Source organism: Micromonospora sp. WMMD714, from assembly GCF_029581315.1.
In the GTDB taxonomy this organism is placed as follows: Bacteria; Actinomycetota; Actinomycetes; order Mycobacteriales; family Micromonosporaceae; genus Micromonospora; species Micromonospora rifamycinica.
Genome location: NZ_CP120744.1, coordinates 6,686,911 through 6,707,819, shown reverse-complemented (window position 1 = coordinate 6,707,819; position 20,909 = coordinate 6,686,911). Strand labels below are relative to the sequence as shown.

Genomic DNA, 20,909 nt, shown 5'->3' with positions numbered 1-20,909 from the left:
CCATGCGCGCCGGACGGGTGGGGATCGGCTGTTCTCTTTATGTCGATGTTTCGCTAGCATTACCGACTAGTAACAACGCCTCACCCCCTTGGCCACGCGCGCGGTCCAGAGGCTTCACCGTTCCTGCCCCTGGAGGATCGTCATGCCCCACCGCGCCCTACCGCGCCGCGCCCTGGCCCGTGCCGTCACCGCGCTGACCGCCCTGCTCGCCACCGTCGTCGGCGTCGTGCTCGTCCCCACCGCCGCCCAGGCCGCCACCGTCCACTACGTGGCGCTCGGTGACTCCTACTCCTCCGGCGTCGGCGCCGGACCGTACGACCTGTCCACCTGCCTGCGCAGCCAGAAGTCGTACGCCCCGCTGTGGGCCGCCGCCAACGCGGTCACCAGCTTCGCCTTCCCCGCCTGCGGCGGCGCGGTCACCGCCGACGTGATCAGCAAGCAGCTCGGCGCGTTGAGCGCCACCACCACGCTGGTCACCATCACCATCGGCGGCAACGACGCCGGCTTCGCCGACGTGATCACCAGTTGCCGGTTCGGCAGCACGGCGAACTGCACCGGCGCGGTCGACAAGGCCAAGAGCTTCGCCACCGCCACGCTGCCCGGCCGGCTCGACGCCACCTACGCCGCGATCCGTGACCGGGCACCGAACGCCCGGCTGGTGGTGCTCGGCTACCCCCGGCTCTTCGAGACCGGCTCCTGCGGTGTGCTGGCGATGAGCAGCTACAAGCGGACCATCCTCAACGAGGCCGCCGACGTGCTCGCCACGGTCACCGCCGCGCGGGCCGGGGCGGCCGGGGCCACCTTCGCCGACGCCCGCCCGTTCTTCACCGGGCACGGCGTCTGCGCCGCCGCCCCGTGGATCCGCGACGTCAGCGGCGTCATCGAGGCGTACCACCCGAACGCCGACGGTTACCGGTACGGCTACCTGCCCACGTTGGACGCCGCGCTGCGCTGACCGGTGCGGCCGGGGTCACCGGCGGCACCGCACCGGGCACGGTCTGTTGCCGACGTCGTCGACAATGGGAGGCCTGTGGTCTCCCGGACGACGGTGGAGGTGCCCGATGCGCGAACCGGTGACCCCGCCGCCGCCCCGGCCGCCCGCCGCGGACGACCCACCGCCCCGGCCGCCGGCCGCCGACGACCCGCTGCCCCGGCCGCCCACTGCGGACGGCCCCCCGGTCGGCGGCACGGAGCTGCTCGCCCTGCTCACCCGGCTGCTGCGCCGGCCCCGCCGGGACGACCGCCGGCTGCCGGTGCTCTGGCTGGTCCGGGCGGTCACCGGCGGCGACCCTGGTCTCCTGCTGCGCCGGTTCGTCGGGCGGGGCGCGGGCCGCCAGGTGCCGCACGCCGTGGTGGACCTGGCCGCCCGCCCCGACCTCGCCGACGTCCCGGCCCTGCTGCGGGAGCTGCGCCGACAGTTGTCGTTGGAGGCGTTCGGGGCGACCCGGCTGCGGTTCCGGCACTATCCGCTGGCCGACTGGCTGATGCAGCAGACCCTCGAGGTGGGCGTCGACGGCGCCGGCAGCGGGCGGGCCAACCTGGTCCGCCGGTTGCGTGACCGGCGTGGTCAGCGTGCCGTGGAGGAGCCACAGGTCAGCGGGGAGTCGGGGGTCGGCACGGCGCTCCAGGTGCTGCTCTGGCTGCTGCGCCGGGCGGTGCCGAGCGTGGTGTTCCGGATCGCCGTCTCCGGCCGGGTGCCGGTCGTCGGGGGCCAGTACCGCTGGTTCATGCGGCAGCAGTACCTGGCCCCACGCCAGTCGGTGACCTTCCTCGGGTTCGCCGAACGCCTCACCGCCGGGTGGCGCGGCGGCGAACAACCGGCCCAGGTGGACAAGCTGCTGCTGCACGCCTTCCTGGAGGACCTGCGGCAGGCGTACCGGCGGCGGGTCTGGCGGCCCGGGGACTGGCGGCGCACCGCGTACCCGGTGCTGCTGCTCGACGGGGTGACCGTGGGCGGCGTGGGGCACACCCTGGTCCGGCTGCTCAACGACGTCCGCAACGAGACCGGGCGCAACGATCCGCTGCTGGTGGTGGCGCTCGCCGCCGCACCGCCACCGGAGCTGCCCGCCACCCGCCCGCTGCGGGAGGCGGACGAGGCGTACGACGAGTGGGCCGAGGCGGTGTCCGAGACCCGCCGGTTGCGGCGTCCCGCCGCCTGGCTGGTGGTGCTGCACCCGGACGCCGACGACGCCACCCCGCCGCCCGGGGCGGTCCCGCCCGCGCTGGTCGCGCCCGACCCGCCGTGGTGGTCGCGCCGGTTCCTGCCGGCCGCCGTGGTGCTGGTCCTGCTGGCCGGGGTCGGGGTGTGGGCGGACAGCAGGTGGACGACCGACTGCCATCCGGCGCTGACCGGTCAGGTGCGGGTGCGGTTGATCGCCAAGGAGTGCGTCGGCTACAGCGACCACGCGGCGCAGGTGTTCAACAGCGAACCCGGCCAGGAGCGGCTGCGGGCGGTGCAGCGGCGGATCTTCGCGCAGAACCGGGCCGCCGAGGAGGTGTGGCGGCGCAGCGACCACCGCCGCCCCTACCTCACCGTGGTCTACCTGGGCACCCTCACCGGAAACCGGACCCGGGCGGACGAGGAGTCGTACGTCTCCGAGCGGGAGGAGTTGGAGGGCCTGGCCACCGCCCAGTACGCGCTGCTCAAGGAGTCGGCGGCGGCCGACGGCGCGGCCCTGCTGCACGTGGTGGTCGCCAACGGGGGCCGGCAGATGCGCCACGCCGGGCCGGCGGTGGCCATGCTGGAGGAGCTGGCCGACGACGATCCGACCGTGCTCGGGGTGGTGGGCCTGGTGGAGAGCCGGGCCAGCACCGCCTCGGCGCTGCGGGAACTCAACCGGGTCGGGCTGCCGGTGCTCGCGCCCACCCTGTCGGCCGACGGCATGTCCGAGAACTCCAGCCTCTACCTCCAGGTGTCCGCGCCGAACGCCGATCAGGCCCGGATGATCGAGGTGTACGCCCGGCAGGTGCTGCGGGTGACCGGGGCGCACGTCTACTACACCACCGGCGAGGGCAGCTCCCTGGCCGAGGACCTCTACGTCGGTACCCTGGTCGACGGGTTGCGCCAGCGGTTCGGCACCCGGCTGACCCGGCTCGCCGAGTGGAGTGTCGGGCAACGGTTGACCAGCGAGTGCGGCTACCCGGGGGTGCTGGTGTTCGCCGGGCGCTGGTCGGAGTTCGACGGCTTCCTGCGGGCGTTGAAGGAGTGCGGCGGCAACCCGCCCCGGCACCTGGTCGGCGACGACTCGGTCAACCGGTACATGGCCAACCCGGGGCTGCGGGTCAGCGCCCCGGGCAACCTGCCGGTGACGTACGTGTCGAAGGCGACGCTGGCCACCTGTGCCGCGCTGCGGGCCGCGCAGGCCGCCGGGGACGACGCCCGGGGCAGCTTCCTGACCTGGATCGGCGCGCCCGACCTGCTCGACCCGCCGCGTTGCCGCGACGGTGCCGGCGCACCGGTCGGCGAGCGGGTCAGCCTCGCCTACGACGCGGCGATGATGATGGTGCGGGCGGTGGAGAGCCTGGCCGCCCGGCTGCGGCACGCCGACCCCGGCCGGCGGTGGGATCCGCACGCGGTCAACCCGGTCGGTGTGCACGCCGAGGTGCTGCGCCAGAACGCCGCCGCCGGCTACCCGGGGGTGGCCGGGGTGATCCGGTACGCCCCCGACTCGGGCGATCCGGTCGCCAAGCGGCTGGCGTTGCTGCGGGTGGCCCGGGTGCCGGACGTCGCCGCCGAACCGGTCGAGGTGTTCCGCTGCGGGTCCGCCGACGGCGGACCGGACCCGGGCTGCCGGCCGGTCTGACCGGCGGCGGGCCGTGCGTGGTGACCCGGCGGGGCGTTAGGGTTCCCTCGTTTCGTCCGCGCGTCGGTGGGGGGCAGTGGGTGGGCAGGCTCGCGTCCGCGTACGGGCAGGCGGTCACCGTGCACCGGCAGGCCCGGCAGCGGTGGACGGCGGCCAGCGCGGCGCTGGCCCGGCTGTCCCGGCGGCCCGTCCCGGAAACCACCGCCGATCTGGTCGCCCGGCTGTCCCGGCTGGCCAACGTGCTGGCCGCCCCGTCGGCGTCCGGTGCGCCGGCCCCGGTGCGGATCGGGGAGGCGTCCACGGCGGAGGGCCGGTTCCCGCTGCTGCTGCCGTTGGGCGCGGGCCGGCACCTGGCGGTCGACGGTGACGCCCGCGATCCCCGGGTGGCGGTGCTGCTGCGGGTGCTGGTGCTGCGGTTGCTCAGCACGGCGGCGCCGGGCACCGTGCGGGTGGTCGGCATCGACCCGGCCGCCTGGGGGGCGACCTTCCTCCCGCTGCGCCCGTTGCGGGACGTCGGGGTGCTCGGCACCGTCGCCACCAGCGGAGTGGAGATCGGCGCGCTGCTGGACGCCGTCGAGGCGCACGCCCACGCCGCCCGCCAGACCGCCCCGGCACCGGGTGACGCGGCACCGGGCGGTGTGGCGGCGACCGGCGGCGGGGTCGGTGGGCGGGCGGCGGAGCTGCTGCTGGTGGTGGCCGCGTCCGCGCCCGGCCCGAAGGAGCTGGCCCGGCTCGCCGCGCTCACCCACGCCGGGCCGGCCGCCGGGGTGTGCGTGCTGTTCGCCGGGCGCGCGGTGACCACGCCCGGCCAGGCCGCGCCCGCGCTGGGCGGCACCACCGAGGTACGCCTCGACGAACGTTACGCCCGCATCGGCGACCCGCCGGGGCAGCCGTTCAGCGACGACGGCACCGGGTTGGCCGTACCGGTGCTGCTCGACGACGACCCGCCCGCCTCGGCGGTGCGGGCGCTGGCCGACCGGCTGGGCGCGCAGGTGCGCCGGGAGACCGCCGGGCACCCGGCCGACCTGCTGCCCGGGCAGCGCCGGCCCGGGTCCACCCGCGCCGGTCACCAGCCCGGGGAGGAGCGCTGAGTGGCCGACTACGACGAGTACGCGGCGGCCGTCCGGCAGCTCTCAACGCGGATCCGGGAGGGCGGGTCGGGTGCCGCCGCCGAGGCGGAACGCCGCCGAGCCCTGCGCGCCGGGGTCGACCAGCTGGGCCAGCGGCTGGCCGCCCAGGAGCAGCGCCTCGACCAGCTCGGCGCGGCGGCCGGCCTGTCCCCGGTCGTCGACGCCGCCGACCGTGGCCCGGCCGCTGACCGGGCCCCCGGCTCCGGTCCGGCGTCCGCCGCCGGTAGGGACATTGCCGCGACCGCCGGGGCGTCCGCCGCCGGTAGGGACGTCGCCGCGACCGTTGGGGCGGACGGCGACGTGGACGGTGATCCGGCGGTCGCGCTGGCGCAGGCCCGCCGCCTGGTCGACGAGGCGGACCGGCTGGGCGGGCAGGCCGAGGCGCTGGCCCGGCGGCCCGCACTGCTGCCCACCTGGTCGCCGACGGCCCGCGCGGTCGCCGTCTATGTGGGCTGTGCCGCCGTCGGCGCGCTGGCCATGCTGGCGCTGGTGGTCGCCAACGGCTCCGGCCTGGTCGACGGCGTGACCCTCGGCGCGTTGACCTGCGCCGGGCTGCCGTTGATCTCCTTCGTCACCGGTTGGCTGGTGCTGGGGCGGTGGGGACGACCGGCCCTGGCCGGTGCCGACGCTTCCCGGTTCGCCCCGCTCGGCTTCGTGATCTGCGCGTTGCTGCTGCCATCGACGTACTGCGTAGTCCTGCTGCTGGTCGGCTTCCTGGGCTGACCGGGCGGCCGGCCGTGGCCCGGGGTGGACCGGGCCGAAGATCGCTCACCCGGCGGTGGTGGAGTGGATCTGCGATGCTGACGTGCGTCGGCCTCCGTCCACGACGGACGCTCGCGGCAGGGACGCCTGCCCGGCGTACGACCAGGGGGAGGGACGGCCGGGGTCACGTCGACCGACGTGCCCCCGCCGCGTTCACCGGGATGAGATGAGAGCCCCATGCCTTTGAGGAAAGTGATCGCCGCCGCGTCGATGGCGGCGGCGCTGGTGGGTGTCAGCGCCGTGCCCGCGCAGGCGGCGACGGGCTACAACCGTTGCCCGCAGTTCAGGATGTGTGTGTTCACCGGCCCCAACGGCTCCGGCACCATGGCGGCCTTCGCGGTCGGTGACGGTGACCTGGGGGACAGCAACGGCCCCACCGGCATGAACAACAACATCGAGAGCTTCTGGAACAACAGTGGTCACCACTGGGACTTCTGGGACCTGCCCGGCTACTCCGGCGAGGTCCGGCACTCGGAGCCGTACGTCGGCGGCAAGAACTTCGGTTCCGCCTGGGACAACCGGGTCTCCTCCCTGCACGACTACTGACCGGCACCGGCCCGCCCGCAGCCGGGGGAAACGCCCCTGCGGCTGCGGGCGGGCCGCAGGCTCGCCGCGTCGGCAGCAGGGCGGCGAGCACGTCGCCCCAGGTGGGGCGAACGGGGGAACTCGGCGGCGTCCCGATCACCACCTGGTGGTCCCGGATGGCGGCGGTGCCGGACCCTCTATCGTGGACGGCGATGTGCCGGGTCGGCGGGTGCCGGCCGGACGGGGTGGAGGCGACGACGTGGTGGCGACGACCGGCCCGGGTGGGCGCGACGGTGGCGAGCTGGACGGGTTCCACGTCGGGTGGGTGCCGGCCGCGGCGGGCGACCTGGTGTCGGACTTCGCGTCCGAGTGGGAGGACGTCACCTTCGCCACCCGGGTCTGGGAACGTGCGGTCGAGGACGGTTACCAGGTGGACCTGCGGGTGCACGTGCTGCGCGGGGACCGGCTGGCCGACCTGGCGGAGCTGCGCGACTACCTGGCCGAATACCACGAGCGCGATCCCGCCGACTGGCCGCTGACCGGGTTCGACCACGGTCAGGGGGCCGGGTTCGTCGGTGACGGCGAGGCGTTCTGGCTGGTGGGGCCGGGTCTGGCGGTCGACGTACTGGTGGATGTGGAGCGGTTCGGCGCGGACGCCGCACGGGTGGTGGCGGAGTCGGTCGTCACCGCCGGCTGAGGGTCGATCCCGCAGGTCGCGGTGTCGGGGCGGTGAGCGCCCCGGCACGGTCGTGATCGACGGAACCGCACGGTGTCGGAAAGCCGATAACGCACGGCTACCCGCAGAGGGATTCGCGTCCATATCCTGACGTGTTCACCGTCGCTTATGGACGTGGAGAGTCGTGGATCATCGACAGGTACGCCGCCTGGCGGAGCAGTCTGCCAACTTCGGATTCTTGGCGGACCATCCGCTGCTGGTCTGGTACGGCGCGGGAGCGGAACTGCTCGTCTACGTCGACGCCCAGTCGGCGATGTTCAAGGCCCGCGCGTTCGGCGACGTGCTCGCCCGGGACCTGGTCCGGCGCACCCAGGTCACCCCGACGAAGGACACATTCTTCCACCAGGTGCAGGTGCTGCACGCCTCGGGCGCCCTCACCGCGAAGGTCTACGCCGCGTTCGACCGTCTGCGGGACACCGGCAACCGGGCGGTCCACGACCACCTCGGCGAGGTCCGTGAGGCGCTGGTGCTGCTGCGGACCTGCTTCGACCTGGGGGTCTGGTACCACCGGGCGTTGACCGACGACCGTTCACCGCGCGGCTTCGTGCCGCCCACCCCGCCTGCGGCACAGGTCCCGGTGTCGATCGCCGAGGGTCTGCGCGCCGAGATCGAGCGGTACAAGCAGGAGCTGGCCCAGACCAAGCTGCTGCTGGAGGGGCAACCGTCGCTGGCGCTGGCCCAGGCCGCCGCGACGGATGCCGCCGAGCGGGCGGTGCGGGACGCCGACGCCCGACGCCCGCAGGCCGCCGCGCTGGTCGCCAGTCTCGAACCGGCGGCCGAGGCGGCGCAGCAGGCGTTCGACAGTGCGCAGCCGGTGGCGGTGTCCGCGGCCAAGCGGGAGGACTTCATCGCCCGCGCCCGCCGCGCCTCCCACGAGCCGCTGAACGAGGCGCAGACCCGGATCGAGATCGACCGTCAGCTCACCGCCGCCGGGTGGCAGGTCCAGGACGAGAGCCAGCTCAACCTCTTCGCGGGCAGCGGCGTCGCGGTGCGTGAGGTGACCCTGGCGACCGGCCGGGCCGACTACCTGCTCTACGTCAACCAACGCCTGGTCGGGGTGATCGAGGCCAAGCGGGAGGGCACCGCCCCGCGCGGGGTGGAGGCGCAGCTCGACCGCTACCTCGACGGGTTGACCGCCGAACAGCGGCTCAGCGCCTGGCGGCGGGAGGCGGCGCTGCCCTTCGGGTACGTGGCCACCGGCACCGAGACCGCGTTCGTCAACCGGCTCGACCCGTTTCCGCGTACCCGGGAGGTGTTCGCGTTCCACCGGCCGGAGACGCTCGCCCGGTGGATGCGGGAAGCGGACGACGAGCCGGCCGCGCCGACGCTGCGCGCCCGGCTGCGCCGGATGCCGGCGCTGGACCGGCTGGGCCTGCGCCCGGCGCAGATAGACGCGGTCGAGGGTCTGGAACGCTCGCTGGCCGACGCCCGGCCCCGGGCGTTGATCCAGATGGCCACCGGGGCGGGGAAGACCTTCACGGCGGTCACCAGCAGCTACCGGCTGCTCAAGCACGCCCGCGCCCGCCGCATCCTGTTCCTGGTCGACCGGAACAATCTCGGCAAGCAGACCCTGCGGGAGTACGCCGGCTATCAGACCCCCGACGACGGGCGGAAGTTCACCGAGCTGTACACGGTGGACCGGCTCTCCGGTGCCGGTCTGCTCGACTCGTCCACCGTGGTGATCTCGACGATCCAGCGCCTGTACGGGGCGTTGCGCGGCACCGAGCTGCCCGACGTCGACCTCGACGACCGGGCCTTCGACAGCTACGACCTCGACGAGCCGGCCGAGGTCGGTTACAACCCGCAGCTACCGCCGGAGACGTTCGACCTGATCGTGGTGGACGAGTGTCACCGGTCGATCTACGGCAAGTGGCGGGCGGTCATCGAGTACTTCGACGCCTTCGTGGTGGGGCTGACCGCGACCCCGGTGAAGCAGACCCTCGGCTTCTTCCAGCAGAACCTGGTGTCGGAATACACCTACGAGCAGGCGGTCGCCGACGGGGTGAACGTCAACTTCGACGTCTACCGGATCCGGACCGAGATCACCGAGGGCGGGCAGAGGATCGAGGCCGGCACCGTCGTGCCGCTGCGCGACCGCCGCACCCGCGCCGAGCGCTACCAGGAGCTGGAGGACGACTTCACGTACGCGGGCCGCCAGGTCGGCCGGTCGGTGATCTCCAAGGGGCAGCTCAGGCTGGTGCTGGAGACCTTCCGCGAGCGGCTGTTCACCGAGATCTTCCCGGGCCGCTCCACGGTGCCCAAGACGCTGATCTTCGCGTGCGACGACAACCACGCCGAGGAGATCGTCACCATGGTCCGGGAGGTGTTCGGGCGCGGCAACGAGTTCGCCCGGAAGATCACCTATTCCTCCCGACGGGACGGCGACAACCCCGACACCCTCATCCAGGCGTTCCGCAACAGCCCGGAGATGCGGGTCGCGGTCACCGTCGACATGATCGCCACCGGCACCGACGTCCGGCCGCTGGAGTGTGTGTTCTTCCTCAGGCCGGTGCGCAGCGCCACCTACTTCGAGCAGATGAAGGGGCGTGGGGCGCGCACCATCGACCCGGCCGACTTCCAGTCCGTCACCCCGGACGCCCAGGTCAAGGACCGGTTCGTCATCGTCGACGCGGTAGGTGTCACCGAAGCCGACCTGGACGAGGCGGTGCCGCTGCAACGGCACACCGAACAGCAGATCTCGCTGCGTGACCTGCTGCGCAAGGCCGGCACGCTGACCGCCGACGCCAACGAGGTGGCCACCCTCGCGTCCCGGTTGTCGCGCCTCGACCGGCAACTCACCGACGACGAGCGCGCCGAGTTGGCGGAGCTGGGCGGGCAGCCGCTCACCGGCATCGTCCGGGGTCTGGTCGACGCCGTCGCCCCCGAGCAGCTCAACCCGGCGACCCAGGCCGGGCCGGACGCCGTCCGCGACCTGCTGGCCGGTGCGCTGCGCCCGCTGGCCGCGAACCCGCAGCTCCGCGACCGCATCCTGGAGATCCGCCGCGCCCACGACATCACCATCGACGAGGTCAACGTCGACACGCTGCTGTCGGCGGCCGGGGTGCCCGCTGCCGAACGCGCCCAGGTGACCGTGCGGAGCTGGCACGACTACCTGGAACAGCACCGCGACGAGATCACCGCCTTGCAGGTGTTCTACGAGGGCAAGGGCCGGGTCAGCTACGAACAGCTCAAGGAACTCGCGGCCCGGATCGCCCGGCCCCCGCAGGCGTGGACGCCGGAGTCGCTGTGGAAGGCGTACGTGCTGCTCGGCCGGACCGCCGAGCAGGCCGGGCCGCGCGGGGTGACCGACCTGGTCGCCCTCATCCGCTACGAACTGGGCCTCGACCAGGAACTACGTCCATTCCGTACGGTCACAGAGGAGCGTTTCCGTGGGTGGCTGCTGAGGCAACAGCAGGCGGGCGCTACCTTCACTGCCGATCAGGTGTGGTGGCTGGAGAGGATCAAGGACGTGATTGCGGTCAGCGTGGAGATCACCCCCGACGACCTGGAAGGGGCACCCTTCACCGAACGCGGCGGCATCGACGGGTACGCAGGCGCCTTCGGCAACCGCGCCGAACCCCTCCTCACCGAACTCAACCAGGAGCTGTCCGCGTGACCGACCTGCCCCCCGGTTGGGAGTATGCAACTCTCGGTGAGATTGCGGAAACATCATTGGGTAAGATGCTCGATCGGAGCAAGGGGACGGGGCGGCATTTACTCCCTTATCTGCGGAACGTCAATGTGCAGTGGGGGCGAATCGACGTTTTGGATATTCTCAGCATGGATATCCCTCCGGAGCAGCAGGAGCATTATCGTATTCGTTCAGGTGATCTCCTCGTCTGTGAGGGCGGAGATATTGGCCGCTGTGCCATCTGGCGCGATGATGGTAGCTATATGGCATTTCAGAAGGCTCTGCATCGTGTTCGACCGCTCGGTGGAATTGATTCCCGCTACCTGCGGCTCTTCTTGGAGCATCTAAGTGTTTCGGGTAAATTGGCTGCATATGCGACCGGAAGCACAATTAAGCATCTGCCGCAGGAGCAACTTCGGAAGATTGCAATTGCGCTTCCGCCGCTCGCCGAACAGTGTCGCATCGTTGCTGTTATTGAAGAGCAGGTTGTTCGTCTTGATGCTGCATGTCAACAGGTCCATCGTGCCGCCGCGCGGGCTGTTCGGCTTCGTGACGCGGGGTGGGATTATGTGCGGCTCAATGCGCAGGGCGGCGAACTTGTAAGGCTCGGAGACATTCTGGCTGTTCCCCTGCGGAACGGACACTCTGCCCCGGCTGCTGTCGGTGGGACCGTTCGGACGTTGACCCTGACTGCGGTCACGAGATCAAAATTCGTGGATGACTTTACAAAGATGACTGCAGTTGACCCGCTGCGGGTCGGTGACCTGTGGCTTAAGTCGGGTGACATTCTGATCCAACGGTCCAATACGCCGGAGTTGGTCGGAACGGCGGCTATTTATGAGGGGCCTGATGACTGGGCCATTTTTCCGGATCTCGTCATTCGGGTGCGAGTGAAAGAAACCGCACTGTCAGCCTTCGTGGCTCTCATGCTTCAGACGCCGGCAGCTCGGAACTATTTCCGCTCGCGCGCTAAGGGTTTGGCTGGCTCGATGCCGAAGATCGATCAGCAGGTTGTCCAGGATTTTTCTTTCCGGCTACCGAGTCGAGATCGACAGGCTGCAATTGTAGATCGTTCTCGTGAATTCTTGGCGCTAGTTGATCGTATCTCCGATACCTGTCAACGATCGCTGCGCAAGGCCAGACTCCTGCGCTCCTCGCTGCTGGCGGAGGCGTTCGCCGGGCGGCTTGTGCCGCAGGACCCGAACGACGAGCCGGCTGCCGAACTGCTCGCCCGGATCAGGGCCGAGCGCTCGACCGCCATCCCGAAGCAGCGGACGCGCGCCCGGCGTACCCCGAAGGAGTTGGCGGCACCGCCGACCAGGGTGACCGGCGACGACTACCAGCAGGAGACCTTGCCACTGTGAGCACTGTGGATTCGCGCCGTCTGGTGCAGAAGCTGTGGAACTACTGCGACGTGCTGCGCGACGACGGCGTGTCGACGATCGATTATGTGGAGCAGTTGACCTTTCTGCTGTTCCTCAAGATGGCCGATGAGCGGGCCAACCGGACGTTCCGGCCGGAGCAGATCGTGCCCGAGGAGCTGAGCTGGCAGACCTTGCTGGACGCCGAGGGCGACGACCTGGAGGTGCAGTACCGGAAGATTCTCACCGGATTGGCTCGGGAGGATGGCACCCTCGGCACGATTTTCCGCAAGGCGCAGAACAAGATCCAGGACCCGGCGAAGCTCAAACGGCTGATCGTCGACCTGATCGACAAGCAGGAGTGGTCGGGCACCGGGGTCGACGTCAAGGGCGACGCCTACGAGGAGCTGCTGGCCAAGGGTGCGGAGGACGCGAAATCCGGCGCGGGGCAATACTTCACCCCGCGTGCGTTGACCACCGCGATGGTCGACTGCATGCTGCCCACCCCCGACGACACGATCACCGACCCGGCCTGCGGCACCGGCGGGTTCCTGCTGGCCGCCTATGACCACATCCAGCGTCACCACGGCAGCGCCCTCACCCCCGACCAGCGGCGACGCCTCGCCCACGGCGCGATCACCGGCACCGAGCTGGTCGACGGCACCGCCCGGCTGGCGGCGATGAACATGCTGCTGCACGGCATCGGCACCCCCAACGGCCCGTCGCTGATCGCGGTAAAGGACGCCCTGGGCAAGGAGCCTGCGAGCCGGGTCAGCCTGGTGCTGGCCAACCCGCCGTTCGGGCGCAGCTCGTCGATCCGGATGGTTGCCGACGGCGGCCGGTCCTCCCGCGAGGAACGCGAGATCGAGCGCAACGACTTCTGGGCCACCACCGCCAACAAGCAGCTCAACTTCGTCCAACACATCGCCGCCCTGCTGGAGATCGACGGCCGGGCGGCGGTCGTCCTGCCCGACAACGTGCTGTTCGAGGGCGGTGCGGGGGAGACCATCCGCCGCCGGCTGCTCAAGCAGTACGACCTGCACACCATGCTGCGCCTGCCCACCGGCATCTTCTACGCCGGTGGCGTCAAGGCCAACGTGCTGTTCTTCGAGCGCAAGCGTGCCCGCGAGGAACCCTGGACCCAAACCCTCTGGGTGTACGACTTCCGCACCAACCAGCACTTCACGCTCAAGCAGAACCCGCTGCGCCGGGAACACCTCCAGGACTTCGTCGACTGCTACCTGCCCGGCAAGGACCGCGCCGAGCGGGTGGAGACCGAACGTTTCCGCCCCTTCTCGTACGACGAGTTGATCGCCCGCGACAAGGTGAACCTGGACATCACCTGGCTCAAGGACGCCTCCCTGGAGGACGCCGACGCGCTGCTGCCACCCGAGGTGATCGCCCAGGAGATCGTCGAGGACCTCCAGGCGGCCCTACGCGAGTTCGCCGCCATCGCCGAAGCCCTCGGCGCGACAAACTCACAGGTCGACGGAGACTGACCGTGTATAGCAGCAACTACGTGCGATGGAACGACATTCGCGCCGAGCATGTGGAACGGGCCGGGGGTGAAGAAGTTGTCGAGGCCGGCAAGCGGGAATTGCTCGCCGAGGTGGTCGGGCACCGCCTCGCCGAGGTACGTCGTGCCCGCAGCCTGACTCAACAGCAGGTCGCCGACCGCATGGGTGTCACCAAGGGGCGCGTGTCCCAGATCGAGCAGGGCAAGATCTCCGGACAGGACGTCCTCGCCCGCTATGCCGCTGCGCTCGGCGGACGCCTCCATCAGGCGATCTACATCGACGACGGGGACATTGCCGCCATCGCATAGCCCTCATCACTCGGTATGTCCGACCGGCTTCGGCCACATCGCTCGTATCAGCCACGCTCGCGCGTGTGCAGTGGTGCGCCGGTTACTGCAGGGTGCCATTCCCGCTGGGGCGTACTGCTGGAAAAGCCCGGGTGTTCCGGTGACCCTTCGGGTAGGGTCGCCGGCGCACCTTGTGGTCGGCCTGTGGTAGCCGCGACCCGCCTTCCTTCCGGTCGCCGCCAGCTCGCCTTTTCGATGTCGTCGTGCTCAGCAGGAGCCGGAGGTTCCCACCATGGCCGAAAAGACCTATCAGGTCATCGTGCGCGGCAAGTTCGCGCCGCTCAGTGACGATCAGCGCGCCGCGCTGCTCGCCAGGGCGGACAAGCACGATGTGTTCCAGGCGAAGTTCACCGAAGAAGGCACCGTGACCTATGAGCGGTCCCTGCTCGGGTTCACGTTCCGCTGCCTGGTCCCGGCAACCCGGGAGGAGGCGGAAGCGGTGGTGATCGGTCGGGCGGAAGCGCTGGCCGCCACCGCCGTCGCGGACCTCGGTGCCGGTTACCGGGATCTCACGTCGGTCTCCACCGACCTCGACGACATCAAGATCCGCCACCGCGCACGCTCGTAACGGCCGGCCATCTCTCACGGCCGTCGCCGTGCCACGAGCCGCCACCGCGTACGCTCGCAATGGCCAGCCATCCTCACGGCCGTCGCCGCGCCAGGCGCCACCTCCTTTGTGGAGATTTGTTGTCGCCCTGGGCGCAATAAGTCTCCACAAACCTGGGCCGGTTGTCGGTGCGGGCTCCGGCGACCCCACCCACGATGCAGACTGCCGACCGCCGGGTGTGGCGAGCGTGTGCGTCTCGCACGTCGGGCGAGGCGAACTCGCCGTATTCATGATCCGCGCTACGGCCTCGGTGGGCACGGTCGGCGCGTGCCGTCGTGACGTCCTCGCCCGCTATGCCGCCGCGTTCGTGGTGCACAGGTCTGTGGACCGCTTCGGAGCTTGGCGGCGCTCCAGCAGGGCGGCCGGTTACTCCGGGGTGTCGTCCTCGGTGGGGCGCGGCGGCCGGTGCTTCGTGATCCACTCTTCGACGTCCACGGCCAGCCACACCTTCATGCCGCGCAGCTCCTGGTAGGGGCGCGGGAAGGTGGGGTGCCGGGTGAGCTGCTGGAACCGCTGCCGCGAGACACCCATCCGCTGGGCGATCTCGTACGGACCCATCAGCGTCACCGGGTCACGACTCATGTGGCTGACAGTAATGCGTCGCTGACTTTCCGATCGGCTATTGCCAGCTGACTAAACCTCCACCAGGGACCGTGTCGGTATGTCACGACGGGTGTCCTACCACGAGTATCTGCTGGCTACGGCGATGACGTTGGCGCGGCGGCACCGGCCGGCGTGGTCGTGGCGGCGGTGGCGGTTCGTCTGCCGGTGCGGCAACGAGCTGCCCTGCCGCTACCGGCACCGCATCCCGATCAACCAGCGGCACTGGCCGAGCCAGGACGGGCCGCGATGATCGCGCTACGGGCCGGGGTGCTGGTGCGGGTGACGCGCACGGCGAGCCCGCAGTTCGTCAGGCCGATCCTGTTCCGGCTGATCCGGGTCCGCACCGAGTGGATCACGTACGACGGGTGGGCCTGGCTCGACGGCTACCAGATCAACGCCAAGGGCGACGCGGTGGCCCGCCGGTTGATCTACGTCCAACCTGCCGAACTCCTGCCACCCGAACCCACCCCGCAAGCCACCCCGATCCGCCGGCCCGCCCCCGCCTCCCGCGCCGCCACCTCCCGGCGCGTCCCGTCGACCCGACCGCCCCGCCCGCAGTGACTCGGAGCCGTCGATAAGCTGCAGTGATCATCCCTCCGCATCGCGGAGAGGTTCGTTCACCTCGGTTCCGCCAGCCGCACGGCGCAACTCGTCAAGGAAGCGCCTGGCTGCTTGACGGCGTTCCTCGAGCGCCGCCGGATTGGCAGCCGCGAGTTCGTCGAGGTAGCGGACACTTTCGGCGGTTGAGGCAATGATCTCTTCGGTCACGCTGCCGATCATGAGCCCGACGTATCCGACGTTCCATAGTGAAGTAGCGAGGTCGGGGAGGTAGGCGTCGCGGTTGCTGGTGGCGAGTTCTCGGTAGAGGCTGACGGCTTCGTGGTTGGTAGTGAGGGCTTCGGTATGTTGTCCGGCTTCGGCGAGTCGGATCGCGTGGTTGTTGAGGGACATGGCGAGGTCGGGGAGGTAGGCATCGCGGTTGGTGGTGGCGAGTTCACGTCGAATGCTGACGGCTTCGTGGCTGGTGGTGAGGGCTTTGGTGTGTTGTTCGGCGTTGGCGAGTCGGATCGCGTGGTTGTTGAGGGACATGGCGAGGTCGGGGAGGTAGGCGTTGCGGTTGGTGGTGGTGAGTTCTCGGTAGAGGTTGACGGCTTCGTGGCTGGTGGTGAGGGCTTTGGTGTGTTGTTCGGCGTTGGCGAGTCGGATCGCGTGGTTGTTGAGGGACATGGCGAGGTCGGGGAGGTAGGCGTTGCGGTTGGTGGTGGTGAGTTCTCGGTAGAGGTTGACGGCTTCGTGGCTGGTGGTGAGGGCTTCGGTGTGTTGTCCGGCGTTGGCGAGGTGGATCGCGTGGTTGTTGAGGGACATGGCGAGTTGTGGGAGGTAGGTATCGCCGTCAATGGTCGCGAGTTCGCGTCGGAGGTCGACAGCTTCCCGGCCGATGATCAGGGCTTCGCGTCGTCGCCCGATTTCGGCCAGTCGTATTGCGTGCTCGTCGATCCATAATGCCTGCACATCGGGTGGGGTGTCCGGGATAGGACCGGCGACGATGCGGCTCGTCAACGCCACCGCCAGCCGCCCCAACTCCATCGACGGGTATGGCACACGGACGGCGATCTCCTGCGCCCATCTGAGATCGATGTCCGCGTCCGCCAGCAGCCGCACCGCACCCGGCGTGAAGACCCCCGGGAACTGCACCCCGACCTGGAGCACCGCCTCGACCATCCGGGGCACGTCCGCCGCCAACGCCACCTCGATCAGCGCCGTCGCGTCGGCCTGGTGGGTGCGCGCCCGACCGAGCACGGTCAGCGCGCGTACCGCCTGCGCCACCGTCAGGCCGGTGAACACCCGCGCCCGGTCGGCGGCCGGGTAGTCCCGCAGCACCCGCACCGCGAGCGTCTCCGCCAGCAGGTCGGGCTGCACCACGCCGAGCGCGGTACCGTCGGCGGCGGGGTACAGGTCGGCCAGCCACGCCGCGTACCGGGCCACCCGGTCCGGTTCGGCGTCCACCAGCGCAGGAACCCGCCGAACCAGGCCGGCGACCTCGTCCGGGCCGGGCGAGCCGGCCGCCCCGGGGGGCGAGGCGGCCGGGCCGTCCGCGCCGAGCAGCGCCGCCACCCCGACCACCTGCCGCAGCAGCGCGTCCGATGCCGGGTCGTCGGCGGCCAGCAGGCCCGCCCGCCGGGCCGCGAACCGCCAGTAGCGGGCCTCGTGCCCCAACACCTCGGTCAGCACGTCGTACCGGCCGTGCCGGGGTTTCCCGTCCAGGACGGTCAGCAGCGCCTCGGCGTGCAGGCGCAGCACCGGCGTGTCCGCCGGGCGGTCGCGCGGCTCGACCGCCGGCACCGGCCGCGTCAGGTGGGCGGCGAAGTCCCTCGCCGCGAGGGCGACGATCTCGTCGGGTGCGCTCTCCTCGATCCGGGCCGGCAGCTCCACCACCTGCGACCGGCCGGTCAGCGCGTCGAGCAACTGCGCCTGCTGCGGGTACGCCGCCGACAGCGTCTCCCACCACAGCCCGGCACCCCGCGCGATGAGCAGCACCCGGACCCGTACCCCGGCGGCCCGCTGCGCCGCGCAGACCAGCGCCGCCACCCCGGCCCGGTCCCGCGTCTCGGCGTAGTCGACCACCACGAGCAGCCGCTCCGGTACGTCGCCCGAGGCGATCAGGGCGGCCGTCCGCTCCTCGGCCCCGGGGTGGATCCACTCGCACCGCCAACCGGGCAGCCGGTCGGCGAACTCGCGGGCCAACCGGGTCTTGCCGACGCCGCCCGCGCCGGTCAGCAGGCGTACCGCCACCGCGCCGGGGTCGGTCGTCCAGGATTCCAGTCGGCGCAGCACCCTGCCGCGACCGAGGAAGTCGACCACCGCCTGTCCGGGGTGCAGCAGCCAGGCCACCGACTCCGGCAGCTCGGCCGACGTCACCCCGCGCAGCGCGTCGTCCCGTCGCCGCCGGGCCTCCCGCTTCGCCGCCAGCCGGTCGGCCACCGTCGGCCCGAAGCCCCCGACCACCCCGGCGGCGGCAGCGGAGACCACCGTCCAACCGGTCTTGTCGTCGGCCACCGCCGCCCAGGCGCCGAATCCGGCGACCATGCCCGGGATGCCCACCCACCACGCATGCCGCCGCCAGGCACCCCGATCCATGCGCGACACCCTACCGAGGGTCACCAACAGGACACGAAACGATCTTCAGGGTGCGGGCCGGGTCGCCCGGTCGGGGGAGGGGGCACCGCTCATTTAATCGAGATTCGTCGATTGACAGAAGTTTGTCCGATCGAGACACTGGTTGAAACATAACCGTGCGTGCAAGGTGTGGCGCTGCCGCTCCGGGAGGACAGATGAGGCTCGTACACCGGCGGCCCCTGCTCGCGGGAGCGCTCGCCGCCGCCACCCTGGTCGGCGTCGTCGGGGTCGCCAGCTCGGCCTCCGCCGCCACCGGCTGCCGGGTGACCTACACCGTCACCAGCCAGTGGAACGGCGGCTTCGGGGCCAACGTCGCCGTCACCAACCTCGGCGACCCGCTCAACGGCTGGCAGCTCACCTGGTCGTTCACCGCCGGCCAGCAGATCACCCAGTACGGGAACGGCACCGTCACCCAGAACGGCGGCCGGGTCACCGTCGGCAACACCACCTGGAACGCCGCGCTCGGCACCGGGGCGAGCACCTCGTTCGGCTTCAACGGCTCGTGGAACAACGCCAGCAACCCGGCGCCCACCGACTTCGCGCTCAACGGCACCCCCTGCACCGGCAGCACCACCCCGCCCACCACCCCGAACACGCCGACCCCGGGCACCCCTCCGCCGACGACCCCGCCCCCCACCACGCCGCCGCCCACCCCGACCACCCCGGCACCGACCACCCCACCGCCACCGACCCCGAGCACCACCCCGAGCGGCGCGGAGGCGACCATCGTGCCCGACCCGTCCTGGACCTGCGGCCGGTCCACCGGCATCGTGCCCCCGACCCGTGGCCGGCTGGTCTTCCGCGCCACCGCCCAGCTCGGCGCGATCCGCGACGTCGGCGTCACCCCGTACGGCCACCGCCGGATCCTCGACATCCGGGGCGGGACGGTCACCGGGGACCGGATCAACGGCAGCATCCTCACCGGCGGGCTCGACCTCGAACTCACCCTCGGCAACGGCGCGACCGAGCTGGAACAGGTCGCCATCCTGCGCACCGGCGACGGCACCCCGATCTACCTGCGCACCTGCGGTGTCGCGCCGGCCGGCGACTCCACCGTGCGGATCGTGCCCGACTTCGAGGCCCCGAACTCCAGCCCGTACGCCTGGTTGAACACCGGCACCTACGTCGGCACCCGGACGGTCGACACCGCGACGAACACCCTGAACCTGGCCGTCTACGACGTCGCCGGGGTGTCCCCGGCCGACCCGCGCGTGCAGCTCCGCGACCCGGCCGGGGTGACCAACCAGCCGTGGGACTGCCTGACCGGCAGCGGCAGCCGGGGCGCGGCGGTGTTCACCGAGACCGTCACCCTCGGGGCCAGCGTCTCGGTCGGGGCCAGTAAGCGCGGCACCCGCAACATCATCCCCATCACCGGCGGCACCGTGACCGGCCGGGTGACCGGCACCGTCCTGCCCGGCGGGGCGGACTACCAGCTCATCGGCTCGACCAGCACGCTGGACGCCCGGTACGTGCTGTCCACCAACGACCGGGAGCTGATCCTGGTCCGCAACTGCGGGGCGTTCGGCCGGCTGGTGCCGACCTTCGAGGCCCGCGCCGCCGGCCCGTACGCCTTCCTCAACGCCAACACCTGGCTCAGCTCGGATCCGGGTTCCGCCCCGGGCGGCGTGAGCATCACCTTCTACGAACGCCGGTGACCCGGCGGGCAGCCGTGGTGGCCCCGCCGCACCGCCTCCGGGCCGATGCGGCGGGGCCACCCGCGTCGCTGGTCAGGTGTCCAGCGCCAGCCGGGCCACCTCGTCCGCGCACCCCCAGGCCAGGGTCACCCCCGCGCCCCCGTGGCCGTACGCGTGCACCAGCCGCCGTCCCGGCGTCGAACCGGCCTGCACCGCCACCCTCGGCCCGCCGTGCCGGGCCGGACGCAGCCCCACCCGCACCCCGAGCACCGGAGCGCCGGCCAGCTCCGGCACCAGCGCCACGCACCGGTCCCGGATCGCCGTCGAGGTGGCCGGATCCGGGCCGGTGTCCCACTCGCCGGGCTCGAAGGTGCCGCCGAGCACCACGTCGTGCCGGCGCGGATGCACGTAGGTGATGCCGGCCGGGTTCTCCTCGTCCCGCACCGAGGTGACCAGGCCGGGGTTCGCCACCAGCACCAGGTGCCCGCGTACCGGGTGCACGGCCGGATCGTCGGCGAGTCGGCCGGCGGCCAGGCCGGTGGCGTTGACCACGGTGGGGGCGAGGGCGAAACCGTCGTCGAGCCGGTCCAGCCGGCCGGTCCTGACCACCCCGCCGGCGGCCGTGAACCGGTCCCGCAGCCAGCCCAGGTACGGCGACATCTCCACGGTCGGCGCGGTGAACCGCAGCTCCGTCGCGTACGGCCCGGAACCCGGGCCGGTGACCAGGTCACCGGTGGCCGCCGCCCACCACGGCGGACCGTCCCCCGGCCGGCGCAGCAGCATCCGGGTCGGCCGGGCCACCACCCCCGGCACCCCGGTGGCGGCCTGCCAGCTCAGCTCCGCGTGGGTCTCGACGGCCCAGCGCAGCACCCGGGGATCGGCGTCGGTGTGGCTGGGGTACCAGACGGCGGCGGCCACCGCCGACACCGTGTCGTCGGGCGGGTCGGCCGTCAGCAGGGTCACCCGGGCACCCCGTTCCCGCAGCCGCACCGCCGCCGTCAACCCGATGATCCCGCCGCCGACCACCAGGACCTGTGTATCCATCGTCGACCTCCCCATCGGTGCCGCCCCGGGCC

General features: G+C 71.5%; 17 protein-coding genes. 14 read left to right on the top strand and 3 right to left on the bottom strand.

The window, feature by feature from the left end:
* Positions 1–142: 142 nt before the first annotated feature.
* From O7625_RS28455 to O7625_RS28405, 11 genes are all read left to right on the top strand, one after another.
* The gene (locus O7625_RS28455) at positions 143–955 is read left to right on the top strand and encodes an SGNH/GDSL hydrolase family protein (RefSeq protein ID WP_282342910.1); all 813 of its coding nucleotides are present in this window, start codon (positions 143–145) and stop codon (positions 953–955) included.
* A 106-nt stretch (positions 956–1,061) separates the two neighbouring features.
* The gene (locus tag O7625_RS28450) at positions 1,062–3,803 is read left to right on the top strand and encodes a hypothetical protein (RefSeq protein WP_282342909.1); all 2,742 of its coding nucleotides are present in this window, start codon (positions 1,062–1,064) and stop codon (positions 3,801–3,803) included.
* A gap of 80 nt (positions 3,804–3,883) precedes the next feature.
* Positions 3,884–4,894 carry a hypothetical protein gene (locus tag O7625_RS28445; protein WP_282342908.1) on the top strand — a complete coding sequence of 337 codons (1,011 nt, stop codon included), beginning with the start codon at positions 3,884–3,886 and terminating at the stop codon, positions 4,892–4,894.
* Positions 4,895–5,656, top strand: coding sequence for a hypothetical protein (locus O7625_RS28440; RefSeq protein WP_282342907.1), 762 nt, complete (start codon positions 4,895–4,897; stop codon positions 5,654–5,656).
* 216 nt (positions 5,657–5,872) lie between these two features.
* Positions 5,873–6,241, top strand: coding sequence for a peptidase inhibitor family I36 protein (locus O7625_RS28435; RefSeq protein ID WP_282342906.1), 369 nt, complete (start codon positions 5,873–5,875; stop codon positions 6,239–6,241).
* A gap of 181 nt (positions 6,242–6,422) precedes the next feature.
* Positions 6,423–6,917, top strand: a complete 495-nt coding sequence (locus O7625_RS28430) for a hypothetical protein (RefSeq protein ID WP_282342904.1) — start codon at positions 6,423–6,425, stop codon at positions 6,915–6,917.
* A gap of 217 nt (positions 6,918–7,134) precedes the next feature.
* The gene (locus O7625_RS28425) at positions 7,135–10,572 is read left to right on the top strand and encodes a DEAD/DEAH box helicase family protein (protein WP_282342903.1); all 3,438 of its coding nucleotides are present in this window, start codon (positions 7,135–7,137) and stop codon (positions 10,570–10,572) included.
* Positions 10,569–11,951 carry a restriction endonuclease subunit S gene (locus O7625_RS28420; protein WP_282342902.1) on the top strand — a complete coding sequence of 461 codons (1,383 nt, stop codon included), beginning with the start codon at positions 10,569–10,571 and terminating at the stop codon, positions 11,949–11,951. Before O7625_RS28425 ends, O7625_RS28420 begins: the two co-directional genes overlap by 4 nt.
* Before the next feature lie 5 nt (positions 11,952–11,956).
* The gene (locus O7625_RS28415; RefSeq protein WP_282342901.1) at positions 11,957–13,447 is read left to right on the top strand and encodes a class I SAM-dependent DNA methyltransferase; all 1,491 of its coding nucleotides are present in this window, start codon (positions 11,957–11,959) and stop codon (positions 13,445–13,447) included.
* Positions 13,448–13,449: 2 nt separating this feature from the next.
* Positions 13,450–13,773 carry a helix-turn-helix transcriptional regulator gene (locus tag O7625_RS28410; protein ID WP_282342900.1) on the top strand — a complete coding sequence of 108 codons (324 nt, stop codon included), beginning with the start codon at positions 13,450–13,452 and terminating at the stop codon, positions 13,771–13,773.
* A gap of 271 nt (positions 13,774–14,044) precedes the next feature.
* Complete coding sequence (locus tag O7625_RS28405; protein ID WP_282342899.1) at positions 14,045–14,380, top strand: DUF6204 family protein; 336 nt, start codon at positions 14,045–14,047, stop codon at positions 14,378–14,380.
* 405 nt (positions 14,381–14,785) lie between these two features.
* On the opposite strand, the gene O7625_RS28400 is transcribed toward O7625_RS28405, so the two are convergent.
* Entirely contained in the window at positions 14,786–15,001 is a 216-nt protein-coding gene (locus O7625_RS28400) for a DNA-binding protein (protein ID WP_282342898.1), read from the bottom strand.
* A 79-nt stretch (positions 15,002–15,080) separates the two neighbouring features.
* Between O7625_RS28400 and O7625_RS28395 the strand changes: the two genes are divergently transcribed.
* Positions 15,081–15,272: a hypothetical protein gene (locus O7625_RS28395; RefSeq protein ID WP_084261485.1), complete on the top strand. Its 192-nt coding sequence runs from the start codon at positions 15,081–15,083 to the stop codon at positions 15,270–15,272.
* Positions 15,272–15,583 carry a hypothetical protein gene (locus O7625_RS28390; RefSeq protein ID WP_282347122.1) on the top strand — a complete coding sequence of 104 codons (312 nt, stop codon included), beginning with the start codon at positions 15,272–15,274 and terminating at the stop codon, positions 15,581–15,583. Before O7625_RS28395 ends, O7625_RS28390 begins: the two co-directional genes overlap by 1 nt.
* Positions 15,584–15,610: 27 nt before the next feature.
* On the opposite strand, the gene O7625_RS28385 is transcribed toward O7625_RS28390, so the two are convergent.
* Entirely contained in the window at positions 15,611–18,160 is a 2,550-nt protein-coding gene (locus O7625_RS28385) for a tetratricopeptide repeat protein (RefSeq protein WP_282342897.1), read from the bottom strand.
* 194 nt (positions 18,161–18,354) lie between these two features.
* Between O7625_RS28385 and O7625_RS28380 the strand changes: the two genes are divergently transcribed.
* Positions 18,355–19,854 carry a DUF3237 family protein gene (locus tag O7625_RS28380; protein WP_282342895.1) on the top strand — a complete coding sequence of 500 codons (1,500 nt, stop codon included), beginning with the start codon at positions 18,355–18,357 and terminating at the stop codon, positions 19,852–19,854.
* Between the two features lie 72 nt (positions 19,855–19,926).
* Here the strand turns inward: O7625_RS28380 and O7625_RS28375 are convergent, their stop codons facing one another.
* A complete protein-coding gene (locus O7625_RS28375; RefSeq protein ID WP_282342893.1) occupies positions 19,927–20,877 on the bottom strand; it encodes an FAD-dependent oxidoreductase in 951 nt (316 codons plus the stop codon).
* Positions 20,878–20,909 lie beyond the last annotated feature (32 nt).